At 46.1% G+C, this 17,255-nt stretch carries 13 protein-coding genes; 9 read left to right on the top strand and 4 right to left on the bottom strand.

What is annotated here, in order from left to right:
- Positions 1 to 54 precede the first annotated feature (54 nt).
- Positions 55 to 486, top strand: coding sequence for a hypothetical protein (locus DYD54_RS08965; RefSeq protein ID WP_115265755.1), 432 nt, complete (start codon positions 55 to 57; stop codon positions 484 to 486).
- Between the two features lie 54 nt (positions 487 to 540).
- Here DYD54_RS08965 and DYD54_RS08960 read toward each other — a convergent pair whose 3' ends face one another.
- Complete coding sequence (locus tag DYD54_RS08960) at positions 541 to 1,707, bottom strand: sugar transporter (RefSeq protein WP_370446613.1); 1,167 nt, start codon at positions 1,705 to 1,707, stop codon at positions 541 to 543.
- Between the two features lie 163 nt (positions 1,708 to 1,870).
- On the opposite strand from DYD54_RS08960, the gene DYD54_RS08955 reads away from it, so the two are divergent.
- The gene (locus DYD54_RS08955) at positions 1,871 to 3,667 is read left to right on the top strand and encodes an aminopeptidase P family protein (RefSeq protein WP_063514605.1); all 1,797 of its coding nucleotides are present in this window, start codon (positions 1,871 to 1,873) and stop codon (positions 3,665 to 3,667) included.
- Between the two features lie 43 nt (positions 3,668 to 3,710).
- On the opposite strand, the gene DYD54_RS08950 is transcribed toward DYD54_RS08955, so the two are convergent.
- Positions 3,711 to 5,057 (bottom strand): anthranilate synthase component I family protein, encoded by a 1,347-nt coding sequence (locus DYD54_RS08950; RefSeq protein ID WP_063514604.1) that lies wholly within the window; start codon positions 5,055 to 5,057, stop codon positions 3,711 to 3,713.
- Between the two features lie 100 nt (positions 5,058 to 5,157).
- On the bottom strand, positions 5,158 to 6,390 hold the full coding sequence (locus tag DYD54_RS08945; protein WP_063514603.1) for a beta-ketoacyl-ACP synthase II: 1,233 nt from the start codon (positions 6,388 to 6,390) through the stop codon (positions 5,158 to 5,160).
- Positions 6,391 to 6,674: 284 nt separating this feature from the next.
- On the opposite strand from DYD54_RS08945, the gene DYD54_RS08940 reads away from it, so the two are divergent.
- The 7 genes from DYD54_RS08940 to DYD54_RS08910 all read left to right on the top strand — a co-directional run bounded on the left by DYD54_RS08940 (position 6,675) and on the right by DYD54_RS08910 (position 16,616).
- A complete protein-coding gene (locus DYD54_RS08940; protein ID WP_063514602.1) occupies positions 6,675 to 8,117 on the top strand; it encodes an EcsC family protein in 1,443 nt (480 codons plus the stop codon).
- A gap of 180 nt (positions 8,118 to 8,297) precedes the next feature.
- The gene (gene rpsL, locus DYD54_RS08935) at positions 8,298 to 8,672 is read left to right on the top strand and encodes a 30S ribosomal protein S12 (protein ID WP_029102685.1); all 375 of its coding nucleotides are present in this window, start codon (positions 8,298 to 8,300) and stop codon (positions 8,670 to 8,672) included.
- A gap of 115 nt (positions 8,673 to 8,787) precedes the next feature.
- Positions 8,788 to 9,261 carry a 30S ribosomal protein S7 gene (gene rpsG, locus DYD54_RS08930; RefSeq protein WP_036364066.1) on the top strand — a complete coding sequence of 158 codons (474 nt, stop codon included), beginning with the start codon at positions 8,788 to 8,790 and terminating at the stop codon, positions 9,259 to 9,261.
- Between the two features lie 167 nt (positions 9,262 to 9,428).
- Positions 9,429 to 11,555, top strand: a complete 2,127-nt coding sequence (fusA, locus tag DYD54_RS08925; protein WP_063514601.1) for an elongation factor G — start codon at positions 9,429 to 9,431, stop codon at positions 11,553 to 11,555.
- A 140-nt stretch (positions 11,556 to 11,695) separates the two neighbouring features.
- Positions 11,696 to 12,886, top strand: coding sequence for an elongation factor Tu (tuf, locus tag DYD54_RS08920; protein ID WP_063514600.1), 1,191 nt, complete (start codon positions 11,696 to 11,698; stop codon positions 12,884 to 12,886).
- A 155-nt stretch (positions 12,887 to 13,041) separates the two neighbouring features.
- Positions 13,042 to 14,343 carry a glycerophosphodiester phosphodiesterase family protein gene (locus DYD54_RS08915; protein WP_228703547.1) on the top strand — a complete coding sequence of 434 codons (1,302 nt, stop codon included), beginning with the start codon at positions 13,042 to 13,044 and terminating at the stop codon, positions 14,341 to 14,343.
- Positions 14,344 to 14,465: 122 nt separating this feature from the next.
- On the top strand, positions 14,466 to 16,616 hold the full coding sequence (locus DYD54_RS08910) for a M3 family metallopeptidase (protein WP_084260687.1): 2,151 nt from the start codon (positions 14,466 to 14,468) through the stop codon (positions 16,614 to 16,616).
- Between the two features lie 36 nt (positions 16,617 to 16,652).
- On the opposite strand, the gene DYD54_RS08905 is transcribed toward DYD54_RS08910, so the two are convergent.
- On the bottom strand, positions 16,653 to 17,228 hold the full coding sequence (locus DYD54_RS08905; protein ID WP_063514599.1) for an NUDIX hydrolase: 576 nt from the start codon (positions 17,226 to 17,228) through the stop codon (positions 16,653 to 16,655).
- Positions 17,229 to 17,255 lie beyond the last annotated feature (27 nt).

Genomic DNA, 17,255 nt, shown 5'->3' with positions numbered 1-17,255 from the left:
TAAATTTATCTTATTTTGTATTTACAATTAACCCATCTTAATGACAGGTGATTTATGGCACATGATGCATCAAATAATAACCCAACCAAAGAGACGCTAACAGCATTGGTTGGTACCGTTCTTTTACTTGTAATGATTGCGGCGATCGGTATTTTTGCTTGGTTGCGTCCAGCAGGCGAGCATCAGCCAAAAGCACCAACAGCTGAAGAAGCTGCTGCAGAGGCCACAGTCGCGCCTGCAGAAGAAACTGCACCTGCTGCAGAAGCTAGCACAGACACTGCTGAAGCACCAGCAACGCAAGCCAGCGATGCTGCAGTGGCTGAAGCTCAAGACAAGCTAGACCAAACACCAAAAAACGCGCAAGCGCCAACTCAAGCAACCGCGACTGCTGAGACACCTGCTGCAGCATCTGCACCGAGCGACACAACCAATGCCGCGCCTGCACCTGAATCCGCTGAAGATAAAGAAGTAGCGAAAACTGAATAAATTCAGACGTCATTATAAAACCCTTGCAACTGCTAAGGGTTTTATTTTTGGGTGTTATGCCAAGCGTCGTGTGTACGCCCATGCAGCCAGCATCGCAAGAAGTGCGACTGCCGCGCCAACGTGTCCAATATGAATCAAGCTCATCTGTGCGATGACGATGCCCCCAAGCAACGCACCGCCGCCAATGCCGATATTAAATATCCCTGAGAATAGACTCATGGCAACGTCTGTGGCTTTTGGCGCGAGGCGCAGCACCTGTATCTGTAGCACCAGACTGATGGTGGTCGCACCAATGCCCCACAAGAAGGCATTAATAACCCAAAGCGCCGACATGTCAGAAGACAAGAATAATGTGCTAAGTCCCAAGGCGATCGCCATCATGGCAAGCCATAAAAATGATCTTTCCATACGTTCATAATAACGACCAAAGAGTATGCTTGCCATAATGCCTGCAAGCCCAAACATTAGCAATATCCAAGTTGCAAAATTCGCCGAGAAATTCACCACGTTTAACATGAATGGCTCAATATAGCTATAAGCAGTAAAATGCGCGGTCACGATGAGTATTATCATCAGATACACCAATAATAGCGGTGTGTTTTTTAGGATGTCGGGCAGGCTTTTGATGTTGCCGACATTACGACTGGGTAGATTTGGCAGGATTTTCCAAAAGATCACAAGGCAAATCAATGCCAATACACCAATGAGTGCAAAGCTTGCTCGCCAGCCTAGATGCTGACCCACCAATCGCCCGATCGGCAAGCCCAGCACGGTAGCAAGTGCCGAACCTGTGGCAAGCAGGCCTAATGCTTTGGTGCGTTTGTCCTTGGCGGCAAGACGCACGACGAGGCTTGCGGTAATCGACCAAAAGATCGCATGAGCCAAGGCCACGCCTGTACGCGCGATGAGCAAAACGCCAAAGCTAGTCGCCACCGCCGATAAAATATGACTTGCCACGAACAGTGTGAAGACGCCAACTAGCAATCGCTTTCGCTCCATTTTGGCGGTCGCAAGCATGAGTGGCAGCGAGGCAAGTGCGACGATCCAGGCATAGACGGTCATCATGATGCCTACTTTATCGACAGGAATGCTAAAGCTTGTGCCGATGTCTGAGAGTAGGGCGATGGGAATGAATTCTGTGGTATTAAAAATGAATGCTGCAAAGGCAAGAAGCATCACTCGATAAGTGCGTAAGCGGTCGATTTGGGTGGTGGTAAGTATGGCTGTGGCTGCTGATAAGTTTTTTTGGAGGGGGGTGAATTGTACCACGATTTTTTGATAAATCGATGACGATGCCTGGTCATTAAAATCGCAATCGTGTAAAAAATAACGGATTATGATAGAATTTCAGCATTCAATCTAATAAGAATAATCAGGAGTATCTATGGCGGTATCAGCCCAAATTCGTCGCGAACGCATCACAAAGCTTCGCGTACTCATGCAAAAAAACGGCATCGATGCCATCGTTGTGCCGTCGGCAGATCCACACATGTCTGAGTATCTGCCCAAGTACTGGCAAGGCCGAAAATGGCTGTCAGGTTTCTCAGGTTCGGTGGGTACACTGGCGATCACTCAAGATTTTGCAGGCGTGTGGACGGACAGTCGCTATTGGGTGCAGGCACCGATGCAGCTTGCTGATACAGGCATCGAACTTCAAAAGATGGAACAGGGGCGTCCAACCTTTGGCAAGTTTTTGGTGGACAATTTACCAAATGGTGCCAGGGTTGCCATTGATGGCGCTGTGTTGTCGGTGGCAGAATTTGATAGCTTAAGCCAAACTTTTGCAGATAAGGGTATTGAGCTGGTCACACACCTTGATTTGTTGGCGGAAGTTTGGGATGATCGCCCAAGCCTACCAACTGAGACCATCTATCCGCATCCAAGTGAATTTTTGGACGGTACATCAGCCGACAAGCTTGCCAAAGTACGCACCAAAATGAATGAGCTTGGCGCGGATTTTCATCTGATTTCTAGCCTTGATGACATTGCTTGGCTGACTGATTTGCGTGGTAGCGACGTGTCATTTAACCCTGTGTTTTTGTCGCATTTATTGGTTGGTAAAGACAGCGCGGTACTGTTTGTCGATGAACAAAAATTAAATGACGATGCCAAGATTGCCCTACAGAATGCAGGCATCGCCACGGCAGATTATTCCGCTGTTACTACAGCCTTGGCAGACATAACAGGCACGCTGTTAATTGACCCTGCTAAAGTTGCCATCAGCACCATCAAGCAAGTGCCGGGCAGTGTAACTATCTTGCGCGCGAGGAATCCAAGTACGGTGTTAAAGGCAATAAAATCGGACATCGAGCTGAACCACGTGCAAGAAGCGATGCGTCAAGATGGTGCAGCGTTGTGTCATTTCTTTAGTCGCCTTGAGCAGCGTGTGGCAGCAGGCGATGCGATTACCGAGCTGGATATTAACACCATGCTGAACGATGCACGCAGCGAGCAGCCAAACCACGTTTCGGCAAGCTTTGACACCATTGCAGGCTTTAAGGGTAATGGGGCGATTGTGCATTATAAGGCCAATAAAGATAACCACGCTCAGATTGTAGGTTCCGGGCTGTTGCTGATCGATTCTGGGGCGCAGTATTACAACGGCACCACCGACATCACACGCATGGTGGGCATTGGCGACATCAGCGATGATGAGAAGCGCGATGTCACTTATGTCCTAAAGGCGCACATCGCATTAGCAGCCGCAGTCTATCCTGTGGGTATTCCATCATCTCAGCTGGATGTCTTGGCGCGTAATCAGCTGTGGCAGCTGGGTCTAGATTATGGGCATGGCACAGGGCATGGTGTGGGCTACTTTCTAAATGTCCACGAAGGTCCGCAGGTCATCTCGCGTAATGCGCCAGCATCGACAGAGCGTACCATGCAATTAGGCATGATCACCAGTAATGAACCGGGACTATACCGTGAAGGCAAGTGGGGTGTTCGCCTTGAGAATCTGGTGGCGACCGTGCCTGCGCACAGCACTGAGTTTGGTGAATTTGCTAAGTTTGAAGATTTGACTTTGTGTCCGTTTGACACTCGTCTGCTATTGCCAGAATTATTGACCACCGAAGAAAAAAACTGGCTCAATGATTATCACAAAAAAGTAAACGATGCGCTGATTGATCGTGTTGATGGCGATGCCAAAGCGTGGCTCATCGAGCGCACCCAAGCAATATAATGTCAATAAAAAATCCGTCCATTCTGGGCGGATTTTTTTTGGCTTAATCTGTCATTATTTGAATAATATTCCCCACTTTATCCAAACATTCTTGATATTCACTCTCCATGTCCGATTTTATCGTAATACCGCCTCCTGCCCAAAGTTCTATTTTTTGCCATTTTTGCAACGTGCGAATGAGTACGTTCCAATTGCCCGTACCGTCAAAATTCATATAGCCCATGGTTCCACAATATGCCCCACGGGGAGATATTTCTAATTCATGGATAATCTCGCACGCCCGTTTTTTGGGTGTGCCTGTGATTGACCCTGCGGGCAAACTGCCAAATAAGACTTCTAGGCTATGTACGTCTTTTAATTGGGCGGTAATGGTGCTGACCATATGATGTACATTTTTAAAACTTTCAATGGCAAAGCGTTTGGGTGTTTTTACCGTGCCGATATGGGCGTATTTGCCTAAGTCATTACGAAGTAAATCCACAATCATTAAATTTTCGCTAATGTCCTTTTCGCTGTTCGCTAATTCATTTTTTAATTCATTGTCTATATCAATATCATCATGGCGTGGGCGTGTGCCTTTTATCGGTTTGGTAATAATATAAATGGTATTTTCTATTTTATGAAATTCAAAAAATAATTCAGGCGATACTGATAAAATTTCAAATTCTCCTAATTTTAAATACCCTGCAAATGGGGCATTGATTTTATCTTGCAAATGGGGCAAATAACTGGCTAAATTACCCAAATCTGCTTGCCATTTTTGGGTCAGGTTAATTTGATAAGTATCGCCTGCCTTGATATATTCTTGGGTTTGGTTAAAAGCGTGATTGTAATCTTGATTTTGCCATGATGAGATAAATTGGGCAGGTGTTGGTTTTGGTAATTGTTGATTTAATAAATCAGTTAAACTATTTTTTATTTCATCAAAAATCTCTTTATTAGCATTTATGCCAATCAAGTCAAATCCATGCTCGCACGGCTTAATATAAATATCATAATGCCCAAAATAAGCACAAGGCTGGTTGGGCTTGATAGCGATGTTAGGATTTAATTCATGAGCTGATAGGTCATAACCGATAAAGCCCATTAAGCCGTGCGTATATTCGCCGTGGCGTGTGGGGCTTGGGGTGTGGGCTTGGCAGTAGGCGATAAGCTCGTTTTGCCAATCGGTGTAGGTGGTAGGGTAGGTGTGGTTGTCGTTTTGGCGAGTTTTTTTGTGAATGGATAAGCCATTTGTAAAGACGGCGGTCCACGAAACAGCAGGGTAAATGCCAATGACGGGGCGATGAGCGTTGTGCAAAAAACACACCTGCCAGTCAGGGTGGTGCGTGGCGATGAGTGCGACAAGCTGGCTTGGAGTGTGCGGGGTAGCAATGGGGTGTGTGAGCATTTTTAAAGGAAAATAGGAAAAGTCGAATTTTAATGCAAGTTCGGTAAAAATAAAACCCTATTTTTGAAATAGGGTTTTATTATGATTTTGGGTTTTTATTTTAACCCTTAAACTTTTTCACCACCAACGCCGAATTTGTCCCGCCAAAACCAAAGCTGTTACTCATGGCGGTGTTAATCTCGGTTTGGCGTGTAGTCTCAACAATGTCAAAAGGCTTGGCTCTTTCGTCCATGTCGGTGATGTTAATGCTTGGGGCGATAAAGCCATTATTCATCATCAGCACGCAATAAATCAGCTCTTGTGCACCCACCGCCCCTAGGCTATGCCCTGTCATGGATTTGGTTGAGCTAATGGGGGGAGTTTTGTCCGCGCCGCCAAACACGTCTGCAATGGCGTGTAGCTCGGTGATGTCGCCAAGTGGCGTTGATGTTCCGTGTGAGTTCACATAATCCACCGTGTCAAGCCCTGCCTTCGATAGGGCGATTTGCATACAGCGAGTTGCCCCTTCTCCGCTTGGGGCGACCATTTCCGCTCCGTCTGATGTTGCCCCATAGCCCATGATTTCCGCTAGGATTGTCGCTCCACGAGCCTGTGCGTGCTCTAAGCTCTCCACAACCACCATACCGCCACCACCTGCGATGACAAAGCCGTCTCGGGTGCTATCATAAGGGCGACTTGCAGTTGTGGGGGTGTCGTTGTAGCTCGTACTCATCGCCCCCATGGCATCAAACATGCACGACTGTGTCCAATGCTCACTCTCCCCACCCCCCGCGATGACCATGTCCGCCTTGCCAAGCTGGATAAGCTCCATGGCATGACCGATACAGTGGCTAGACGTGGCACAAGCGGACGACAACGAATAGCTAATGCCCTTAATCTTTAACCCTGTGGCAAGCGTGGCGGACACCGTGCTACTCATGATTTTTGGTACTGCCATGGCTCCCACGCCACGCAGTCCCTTGGCTTTCATGTTATCCACTGAGCCTACCACGTCTGCCGTGCTTGCTCCGCCTGAGCCCGCCACAACCGCCACACGCACGTTATCCGCCACATCATCAAGGGTGAGACCTGCGTTATCTATGGCAGACAAGGCGGACACATAGGCGTAAAGGCTTGCGTCCGACATAAAGCGTTTTAATTTGCGGTCAATGGCAGACGTATCAAGCGTGCTTTGGTCAATAGAGCCTGACACGCACGATTTAAAGCCATTATCGGCATAGCTTTGGTTAAAGACAATGCCTGATTTGCCATTTTTTAGGCTGTCGGTAACGGTGGCTAGGTCATTGCCGATATTTGAGACAATGCCCATGCCTGTGATGACGACTCGTTTCATGGAATGTTCCTTGTGAGATATAAAAAGTTTACAGTTGTATTTTGGTTATTGTAACAAATTATTTGATAAAAATGGAAATTTTTAAAGTGTAGAATTTGCAGCATGCGCCATTGCCTACATAAATTGCCAAAGTTTTCATTTCCTTAATCTGCCAGTAATATTTGGCGCGCAGAATAACATTTTTGCTAAGTTTTTATTTGGCAGGGGCGTGGTCTTTATGATAGTATTCAAGGTAGACATTGTGTAAAATTTATTCAAAAAATATAGCATCCAAGGAGATCATGATGCCAAATAAAAAATTCCACAACGACAATTTAGATAACCTAGACAATCTGGCTGACTCACTAGATGCCACAGATGGCGTCGAAGTCGTGGCGCAAGTAGATATTAATAACAAATCTGTACAAGACGTGTTGGTGGTTAAGGATTCTCGTGATGCCCAAGAGCCCAAAGGCAATGCTCAAGACAGTCAAGATAAGACCAATCAGGACGAATCCACGTCTATCAAACAAAGAGTTGATAACGCACTGGATGAAATCGCGTCTAAAGCTGCTAACATTAGCGAGGGCGAGCAGGTTAGTCTAGATGATTTACAGAATGCTGCCAAAGAGGCCATCGAAGACGTCAGGGACAAGGTTGAAAGCACTAAGCAAAAAGCCCAAGATGAGCTAGGCAATCTTATTGAAGATGCCAAAGAGCGTACGAATGATGCCAAAGAAAAGATAACCCAAAACATTCAAGAAATCAAAGAGACAGTCGAAGCGCAAGGGACTGATGGCGATGCCAAAGGTGGTCTGGCTGGCGCACTTGGCAAACTTGGCGCATTCTTAAGTGCGATGAATGGCTCAAAATCGACTAGCAAGCCTTATCATGCGGTCGATCTTAACGCCAAAGAATACAAACAAGACGCTTTTCGTAAGCAGACATCGAGCATGAGCGCTCAGTTATTCGGTCCAAAATTCACCACTGCCCAATCTTTGGTGGGCAAAGTTGCTCCGAGCGTTAATAGTGACAGCATGACTGATTTTATTTTTAATAAAGCAGCTAGTTGGGCGAATAATTGGGCAAAAAAAGATCTGCTCAGAGATTCTCGTTTTGCCAAGTTATCCAGTCTGACCGATATGGAGCGCGATGATTTTGCGCGCGATGTCGCCAATCAGAACCGTGCCTTGGCGGTGATGGGTGGGTTGGCAGGTCTTGCAGGTATTAAGGGTCTGATCGCAGATGCTGGATGGCTTTTGATGGTGTCATTAAAGGCGGTGTATCAGTTGGCGTTGATCTATGATAAGCCATTAACCGGCAAAGAAGGCATTAAGATCGCCTATGGCGTGCTGTCAGGCGCTAACTTGACCAGACTTCAAGAAAAGCAAATCATCCTAACTGCACTCGCCTTAGGTAATACCGTATTTGCCAATGCAGAGCGTTCAAGCTTAAATCAAGAGCTGCAGAATGTCGGCCTAAAATACAGTGTCGGTGAATCGTTCAACAAACAGCTTGATGAACTTTCAAAATACGTCAATATCGATAACTTAAAATTAGGCTGGTTTGGTAAGCTGCTGTCGGTTACTTCGGTAGGTGTTGGCTCGTATTATAACCGCGAGCTGATCGAAGAGGTACTGGGTACAGCGATGGCTACTTTTCGCCCAGAACGTCCGCAATTACTGACCGAAAATCAGCACTCACAAGAAATAGACGTCAATGAAAAACCCGCTGATAAAAATGAGTAAATTGCCTTATCAGCTGTCATAAGCTGGTTATCACTGATGATATTCAAGCATGAGCTAAGTTATTTTTTGCTTGTGCTTGAATTTTTTTGACTTTGACTCTATAATATAGTGCCCCCAAAGGGGGATAGTCGGCTATTACATAAAAAATAGCCATATTGTTAATAACGGGAGAAATTGCCAATGGCAACTACAAACCAACTTATCCGTAAAGGTCGTAAGACCATTACTGAAAAGTCGAAAGTACCTGCACTACAAGCCTGCCCACAACGTCGCGGTGTTTGTACTCGTGTATATACTACGACTCCAAAAAAACCTAACTCAGCCATGCGTAAAGTGTGCCGTGTACGTCTAACTTCTGGCTACGAAGTATCTAGCTACATCGGCGGTGAAGGTCACAACCTTCAAGAGCACAGTGTTGTATTGATCCGTGGTGGTCGTGTAAAAGACCTTCCAGGTGTTCGTTATCACACCGTGCGTGGCGCACTTGACTGTGCAGGCGTGAAAGATCGTAAACAAGGCCGTTCTAAGTACGGTGCTAAGCGTCCTAAGGCATAAGCCTAAAGACATCATTTGCGTATTTTAGGGTTTGGTGTGTCAAACCCACATATGCAGTAAGGCTGGTTAAGCTAGCTTTTATACCAGATTATCCTGAAGATATAAGGAAACTATTATGCCAAGACGTCGTGTCGTCGCTGCCCGTGAAATCCTACCAGATCCTAAATTCGGCAGCCAAACCATTGCAAAATTCATCAACCACGTAATGGTTGATGGTAAAAAATCAGTCGCTGAAAAAATCGTTTACGGCGCACTAGAAACTGTTGCTGCTAAGCGCAACGTTGAAGATCCAGTTGCATTCTTTGAAGAAGTGCTAGAAAGCGTTCGCCCAACGGTGGAAGTTAAAGCTCGCCGTGTTGGTGGTGCTACCTACCAAGTACCTATGGAAGTACGTCCCTCCCGTCGTACTGCCCTAGCAATGCGTTGGTTGGCTGACGCCGCTGCTAAGCGCTCTGAAAAATCAATGGCTCTACGTCTAGCTGGTGAGCTAAACGATGCAGCAGAAGGTAAAGGCGCTGCCATCAAGAAACGTGATGATGTTCACCGTATGGCTGATGCGAACAAAGCTTTCTCGCACTTCCGCTTCTAATTTAAGAAGTGCTGTCAAGCATTTCTTAATAACAGGTGCATTGACTTGGATGATGCCTTATCATCCAAGTCAGCCCATATAAGTCTGATTGTCATGTTTTGGTCATGAATGTTGATTAATATTATCCATCAGACACCCAATTAATCAGAATTTTTCTAGGAAAAATTATGGCACGTAAAACCCCCCTAAACAGATATCGTAACATCGGTATCTCTGCGCACATCGATGCTGGTAAAACCACCACATCTGAGCGTATTTTGTTCTACACAGGTAAGAACCACAAACTAGGTGAAGTGCACGAAGGTGCTGCCACCATGGACTGGATGGAGCAAGAGCAAGAGCGTGGTATTACCATCGCATCAGCAGCAACCACTTGCTTTTGGTCAGGTATGTCTAATCAATTCCCAGAGCATCGCATCAACCTAATTGACACCCCCGGCCACGTTGACTTCACCATCGAAGTTGAACGTTCTATGCGTGTATTAGACGGTGCGTGTATGGTTTACTGTGCGGTTGGCGGTGTACAGCCTCAGTCAGAAACTGTATGGCGTCAAGCTAACAAATATAAAGTGCCACGTCTTGCGTTCGTCAACAAAATGGACCGTACTGGTGCGAACTTCTTCCGCGTAGTTGAGCAAGTAAAAACTCGTCTAGGTGGTAACCCTGTACCTGTAGTTGTGCCAATCGGTGCTGAAGATAACTTTGAAGGTGTTGTTGACCTGCTTGAGATGAAATCTATCATCTGGGATGTAGAATCTCAAGGCATGAAGTTTGAATACGGCGAAATTCCTGCCGACCTGGTTGATGTTGCTAAAGAATGGCGCAACAACATGGTTGAAGCAGCAGCTGAAAGCTCAGAAGAGCTGATGGACAAGTACCTAGAAGAAGGCGATCTGTCTCGTGAAGACATCGTAGCTGGTCTTCGTACTCGTACACTAGCATGTGAAATCCAACCAATGCTATGTGGTACTGCCTTCAAAAACAAAGGCGTACAGCGTATGCTTGACGCGGTGATCGAATTCCTACCTGCGCCAAATGACGTTGAAGCCATCCGTGGTATCCTAGATGACAAAGATGAAACCGAAGGTACTCGTGAGTCTTCTGATGATGAACCATTTGCTGGTTTGGCATTCAAAATTCAAAACGATAAGTACGTTGGTAACTTGACTTATGTACGTATCTATTCTGGTGTTGCTCAGCAAGGTGACAGCGTATATAACCCTGTTAAGATGAAGCGTGAGCGCATCGGTCGTATCGTTGAGATGCACGCTAACTCACAAGAAGAGGTGAGCGAAGCCCGTGCTGGTGACATCGTAGCATTCGTAGGTCTAAAAGACGTAACTACTGGTGATACACTATGTGATAATGACAATGTTATCACCCTTGAGCGCATGGAATTCCCAGATCCAGTTATCAGCCTAGCGGTTGAACCAAAAACCAAAGCTGACCAAGAGAAGATGTCTATCGCTCTAGGCCGTCTGGCTAAAGAAGACCCTTCATTCCGTGTACGCACCGATGAAGAATCAGGTCAAACCATCATCTCTGGTATGGGTGAGCTACACCTTGACATTATCGTTGACCGCATGAAGCGTGAATTTAACGTTGAAGCGAACATCGGTGCTCCTCAAGTTGCATACCGTGAAACGATCCGTCAAACTGTTGAAGTTGAAGGTAAATTCGTTCGTCAAACTGGTGGTCGTGGTAAGTTCGGTCACGTTTGGCTACGTCTTGAGCCGCTTGATCCTGAAGGTGAAGTGGAATACGAATTTGCTGAAGAAATCGTGGGCGGTGTTGTACCTAAAGAATACCACGCTGCAGTAGACAAAGGTATCCAAGAGCGTATGAAAAACGGCGTTCTAGCAGGCTACCCAGTAGTTAACGTTAAAGCAACTCTATATGATGGTTCATACCATGACGTTGACTCTGACGAACTATCGTTCAAAATGGCAGGTTCTATGGCATTCAAGAAAGGCTTTATGCAAGCCTCTCCAGCATTGCTTGAGCCTATCATGAAGGTAGAAGTTGAGACTCCAGAAGACTACATGGGCGATATCATGGGCGACTTGAACCGTCGTCGTGGTATGGTTCAAGGTATGGACGATCTACCTGGCGGCACCAAAGCCATCCGCGCTGAAGTACCGCTTGCTGAGATGTTCGGTTATGCTACCCAAATGCGTTCTATGTCTCAAGGTCGTGCGACTTACTCTATGGAATTCGCAAAATACCAAGAGACTCCGAAGAACGTTGCTGATGAGATCATCAAGAAGTTCACTGCTAAAGACGACGACGAGTAATTTACTCATCTGTTCATCTAACAATACTTGATTGCAAGCATTATTTGAATGTCTTGCAATCAATGTAGCAGATTTAAATTTTTATTGTTTAAATTGTCTTATATCAATCAGATTAAGACCATTCTAAAAGGAATAGTATCATGGCCAAAGCCAAGTTCGAACGTAACAAACCACACGTAAACGTTGGTACCATCGGTCACGTTGACCACGGCAAAACCACATTGACTGCTGCCATCGCAACTGTTGCTGCTAAGCACCACGGCGGTGAAGCAAAGGACTACGCTGCAATTGACTCAGCACCAGAAGAAAAAGCACGTGGTATTACCATTAATACCTCTCACATCGAGTATGACACTGAAGCACGTCACTACGCGCACGTAGACTGCCCAGGCCACGCCGACTATGTTAAAAACATGATTACTGGTGCGGCACAGATGGACGGCGCTATCCTAGTTGTAGCAGCTACTGACGGCCCAATGCCACAAACTCGTGAGCACATCCTTCTATCTCGTCAGGTTGGCGTACCTTACATCATGGTATTCATGAACAAGTGCGACCTAGTAGATGATGAAGAACTACTAGAGCTAGTAGAAATGGAAGTGCGTGAACTTCTATCTGACTACGACTTCCCTGGTGATGACACTCCTATCATCAAAGGTTCTGCACTACTAGGTCTAAATGGCGACCAAGGTCAATATGGCGAGCCAGCTATCCTAGAGCTACTAAGCACTCTAGATAGCTACATCCCTGAGCCAGAGCGTGACATCGATCGTCCATTCCTAATGCCAATCGAAGACGTATTCTCAATCTCTGGTCGTGGTACTGTTGTAACTGGCCGTGTTGAGTCTGGTATCATCAAAGTTGGTGACGAAGTTGAAATCGTTGGTATCAAAGACACTGCTAAGACTACCTGTACTGGTGTTGAGATGTTCCGTAAGCTTCTAGACGAAGGCCGTGCTGGTGAGAACTGTGGTATTCTACTACGTGGTACTAAGCGTGAAGAAGTTCAACGTGGTCAAGTACTTGCTAAGCCAGGTTCAATCACTCCGCACACCCAATTTGACGCAGAAGTATACGTACTGTCAAAAGAAGAAGGTGGTCGTCACACGCCATTCCTAAACGGCTATCGTCCACAGTTCTACTTCCGTACTACTGACGTAACTGGTGCCATCACTCTACAAGAAGGTACTGAAATGGTTATGCCTGGTGACAACGTTGAGATGAGCGTTGAGCTTATCCACCCAATCGCCATGGACAAAGGTCTACGCTTCGCGATCCGTGAAGGTGGCCGTACCGTAGGTGCTGGTGTTGTTGCTAACGTTAAGAACTAATCTAATAAGATTGTCTTAACAGCAAACAAGCCAAACGACTTACCAAAGTCAAAACCCCCTGCCAGAGATGGTGGGGGGTTTGTGGTTTTAAGTGTTGTTATTAAATTGTCATAAATATTTATTAAGATGGCTTCACGTTTTTTATGGAGTCATTTATGAAATCTTCAAAACAGCTTTCTAAAAAGCTTTCTTGTATGGGTATTTTTGCCATTTTGCCGCTGATGATGGCGTGTCAATCGATGCCGAAATCCACACCAATTCACGGTGCTCGCGATGAACTTGCCAAGCCTGTCATTAGCTACGGTGCTAGGCCTTTTTATCTATTGGATGACATGGATGAGGGTAAATTAAAGCAAGAATTAAAAAGCTGCCAAGCCCAAACGCCAAAACGCACAGAATTTTCAATCGCGCATCGTGGTGCTCCATTGCAGTTCGCTGAACATACTGCCGAAAGCTACATCGCCGCTAACAGACAAGGCGCAGGCATCCAAGAATGCGATGTTGCCTTTACCAAGGATCACCAGCTGGTCTGTCGTCATTCTGATGCTGATTTGCATACCACGACGAACATCTTGCAAACTCCGCTTGCTAATAAATGCACCCAGAATTTCACGCCTGCCCAGTTTGGCGCATCAGGTAAGCTCATCAAGGAAGCTTCTGCCAAATGCCTAACTTCCGACATCACATTGGCAGAATTTAAGACCTTAAAAGGTAAACAAGATGCCGCCAATCCTAAGGCGCGCACTGTAGATGAGTACGTAAATGCAACGCCTGCTTTCCGTACAGATCTGTATTCTCAAAATGCGACGCTGATGAGCCTAGATGAAGCATTGGCACTTTATAAGAAAATGGGCGTAAAAGTCACGCCAGAACTTAAGCAGCCAACCGTGATTCCGCATCAAGGTTATACTTATGATGATTATCGGGCGGATCTGATTAAGGCATTAAAGAAAGCAGGCTATCATGCGAATGACAGCAGCGTGCAGTCATTTAATATTGATGATTTGACTTATTGGATTGAGCATTATCCTGATTATGCCAAGACGGCGGTGTTTTTGATGGAGGATGCCAATAGTGCCAAAGATGGCAAGAATTTCGATCCGCAGAATCCTGTCACTTGGAAATATGATTTGGCACAATTGAAACAAAAAGGCATTCAAAACCTTGCGCCTGCCACGTGGATGCTGGTCACCAATAAAGGCGGTGAATTACGGATGAGCGAATTTGCAAGACAAGCCAAAGCGAACGGTTTTGGACTTGTGACGTGGACGGTTGAGCGTTCATATCCGCTATCATCTGGCGGTGGCTGGTACTATACAGGCATCCAAGACATCATAAATAACGATGGTGACATGTATCGATTGATCGATGTGCTGTATAGAGAGGTTGGGGTCAAGGGCATCTTTTCGGATTGGCCAGCCAGCGTAACTTATTATGCTAACTGCCGCGGCATATAATAACTTGTAGCATACCGCACCGCCTATGATGGGCGGTGTTTTTATTAATGGCTTGACTTGATGGCGAAGTTTGCATAAGCTAACTAGATTCATTCACTGATTAGAATTTATAAGGAGAGTATATGGAGCGCCGTCGTTTTTTGCAGTTTGGATTGGGGACTGCACTTACCATGAGTTTGCCTAAGTTTGGTATGGCTAATTCTGTACCACTTGTGCTAAGCGAGTCATTACAGGGTAATCCTTTGCTGGACTTTCATAATTTGCCCGATTTCCCAAGGATCACGCCTGAACACATCAAGCCTGCCATTACCTATCTGATTGAATATAACACCAATGCCGTTAAGACATTAACAGCGCAAGACGTCATCACTTGGCAGAATTTCTATGCGCCGCTAGAAGACGCGCAGAATAAGCTTGAGCGTGCATGGTCAGCGGTCAGCCAGCTGCATTCGCTAAAAAGTTCCGACGCGCTGCGTGCTGTATTCAATGAAGCTAAGCAAAGTTTGACGGAGTTTGATACGTGGTTTGGGATGTATCGACCGCTTTATGATGCCTTTAATAAGCTAAAACAGGGCAAAGAGTACGCCTCTTATTCCAAGGCTCAAAAAAAGGCGATTGATAATGCATTGCTTGATTTTAAGTTGTCGGGCGTGACTTTAGAAGGTGAGGCTGCTGAGCGTTACGCCAAAGTCTCCGCCAGACTCTCCGAGCTTAGCACGCAGTTTGGTAATAATGTGCTGGATGCCGAGATGGGTTTTGAGATTGTCATTGATGATGAATCAAGACTGGCAGGCCTTGGTGACATCGCCTTGGCAAGTGCTAAGAAGGCAGCCGAGTCGAAGGGTGTCGCGGGTTATTGCTTCGGACTCGACTATCCAAGCTATGCCGCCATCGTCACCTATGCTGATGATCGAGCATTAAGACGACAAATGTTCGAGGCGTATCGCACTCGCGCATCCGATCAAGGACCTAATGCCGGCAAGTGGGACAATACACCCATCATGAATGAGCTGGCAGAACTAAGACTAGAACGCGCCAAGCTTTTAGGATTTAATTCGCATGCCGAATATTCGCTTGCCAAAAAAATGGCAGAAAGCCCAGCACAAGTGTTAGAGTTCTTAAATGATTTATTGGCAAAAACACATGACAAATCCAAAGCAGAAGTCAAAGAATTAGAAGCATACGCCAAACAAAATGGACTGTTGGCAGAATCTGACACGCTGATGCCTTGGGATTTTGCTTATCTGTCTGAGAAGTTAAAACAAGAACGCTACAGCATTGACAGGGAGGCACTAAGAGTGTATTTCCCTGTTGATCAGGTGCTGTCGGGCATGTTTGAGCTGACCGAGCGTCTGTTTGGTGTGCGTGTGCGTGAAAAGACGAGTGTGCCTGTCATCCATGAGGGTGTGAGGTTCTTTGAATTATTCAAGGGTGGTAAGCACGTTGCGTCTTTTTATTTGGATTTATTTACGCGTGAGAATAAGCGAAGTGGCGCTTGGCACAGCAGTGTGATTGGGCGCTATAAGACGAGCGATGGCGAGATTCAACTGCCAGTCTCGATGCTTGTATGTAATTTTGGCGGTGCCAGCGATGATAAGCCGGCGCTACTGTTGCATGGCGAAGTGGAGACATTGTTCCATGAGTTTGGGCATGGGTTGCATCATATGCTGACTAAGGTTGATATGCAGGCGGTGTCAGGCATTAATGGCGTGGCGTGGGATGCGGTGGAATTTCCCAGTCAGATGCTTGAGAATTGGACGTGGGATGTAGATACGCTTGCGCTTATTTCTAAGCATTACCAAACGGGCGAATCGCTGCCAAAAGACATCATTGATAAGATGCTTGAGGCCAAGAATTATCAATCAGCGACCAATATCGTTCGTCAGCTTGAATTTGGCTTGTTTGATTTTAGGTTACATTCTGAATATCAGGCGGGCGATCACGGCGCGATTGCAAGAATTCGCGAAGACATTCGTCAGAATATCTCTGTGATGAATGACCCTGAGTGGATTCGTACGGGGCATAGCTTTAATCATATTTTCTCAGGTGGCTATTCGGCGGGCTATTATAGCTACCTATGGTCTGAAGTGCTTGCCAGTGATGGCTTTACCCGATTTGAAAGAGAAGGGTTGTTCAACCGCAAGACAGGGCAGGATTTCGTGGATGTCATCTTGTCCCAAGGTGGGTCGGATGAGCCGATGGCACTATTTGAAAAATTTATGGGCAGAAAGCCCGATATCACGGCCTTATTAAAATCAAGAGGCATCATCTAAAAATAAAAACCACAGGAGTGATTCTGTGGTTTTTATTTATTTTACAAGGTGGGTATCAATACAGATCTCATGCAGGGGATAATTGCTAAAGTCATCACTGTCTTTGCCTAATTTTTCCAATGCTGCTTTATCTGCCAAATAATGTTCAATGGTCTGCTTGACCGTCTCAAACGCCAAATTTTCCATGTCTATTTCATCAGGGGAAAATAGTCCGCATTCTAAGCTTTCACTACCAACGCCAAATTTACCGTCTTGTAAGTTGGCAAGATACATGGCGTGAATCTGCCCCCATTGGGGTAAATCAAATAGGGCGTAGAGTTTCAGATTCTCCGCCACGCCTTCGGCTTCTTCGATCGTTTCACGTTTTGCGCCGTCCGCCATGGTTTCGCCATTTTCCATAAAGCCAGCAGGGAGTGTCCACAGTCCATAACGTGGCTCAATGGCTCGGCGACACAGCAGGATTTTATCTTGATGAAGGGCAAGTACCCCACAGATCATCTTGGGATTCTCGTAATGAATATGACCGCAGGACGTGCAGACCAGGCGTGGACGAGTGTCGCCTTCGGGGATGGCGTGGGCGGCGGGGCGGCCGCATTGTAAGCAAAAGGACATGATGGTATGATAGGATAAATAGGGTCA

This window comes from Moraxella ovis (assembly GCF_900453105.1).
Classification (GTDB): Bacteria; Pseudomonadota; Gammaproteobacteria; order Pseudomonadales; family Moraxellaceae; genus Moraxella; species Moraxella ovis.
Note: the sequence above shows the minus strand (reverse complement) of the source record. Positions and strands in the feature narration are given on the sequence as shown.

Excerpts from the sequence above, each read along its gene's own strand:
- DYD54_RS08955 (WP_063514605.1), top strand. The coding sequence starts at position 1,871 with ATGGCGGTATCAGCCCAAATTCGTCGCGAACGCATCACAAAGCTTCGC.
- DYD54_RS08905 (WP_063514599.1), bottom strand. The coding sequence starts at position 17,228 with ATGTCCTTTTGCTTACAATGCGGCCGCCCCGCCGCCCACGCCATCCCC.
- tuf (WP_063514600.1), top strand. The coding sequence starts at position 11,696 with ATGGCCAAAGCCAAGTTCGAACGTAACAAACCACACGTAAACGTTGGT.
- DYD54_RS08965 (WP_115265755.1), top strand. The coding sequence starts at position 55 with ATGGCACATGATGCATCAAATAATAACCCAACCAAAGAGACGCTAACA.
- rpsL (WP_029102685.1), top strand. The coding sequence starts at position 8,298 with ATGGCAACTACAAACCAACTTATCCGTAAAGGTCGTAAGACCATTACT.
- DYD54_RS08940 (WP_063514602.1), top strand. The coding sequence starts at position 6,675 with ATGCCAAATAAAAAATTCCACAACGACAATTTAGATAACCTAGACAAT.
- DYD54_RS08945 (WP_063514603.1), bottom strand. The coding sequence starts at position 6,390 with ATGAAACGAGTCGTCATCACAGGCATGGGCATTGTCTCAAATATCGGC.
- fusA (WP_063514601.1), top strand. The coding sequence starts at position 9,429 with ATGGCACGTAAAACCCCCCTAAACAGATATCGTAACATCGGTATCTCT.
- rpsG (WP_036364066.1), top strand. The coding sequence starts at position 8,788 with ATGCCAAGACGTCGTGTCGTCGCTGCCCGTGAAATCCTACCAGATCCT.
- DYD54_RS08950 (WP_063514604.1), bottom strand. The coding sequence starts at position 5,057 with ATGCTCACACACCCCATTGCTACCCCGCACACTCCAAGCCAGCTTGTC.
- DYD54_RS08915 (WP_228703547.1), top strand. The coding sequence starts at position 13,042 with ATGAAATCTTCAAAACAGCTTTCTAAAAAGCTTTCTTGTATGGGTATT.
- DYD54_RS08910 (WP_084260687.1), top strand. The coding sequence starts at position 14,466 with ATGGAGCGCCGTCGTTTTTTGCAGTTTGGATTGGGGACTGCACTTACC.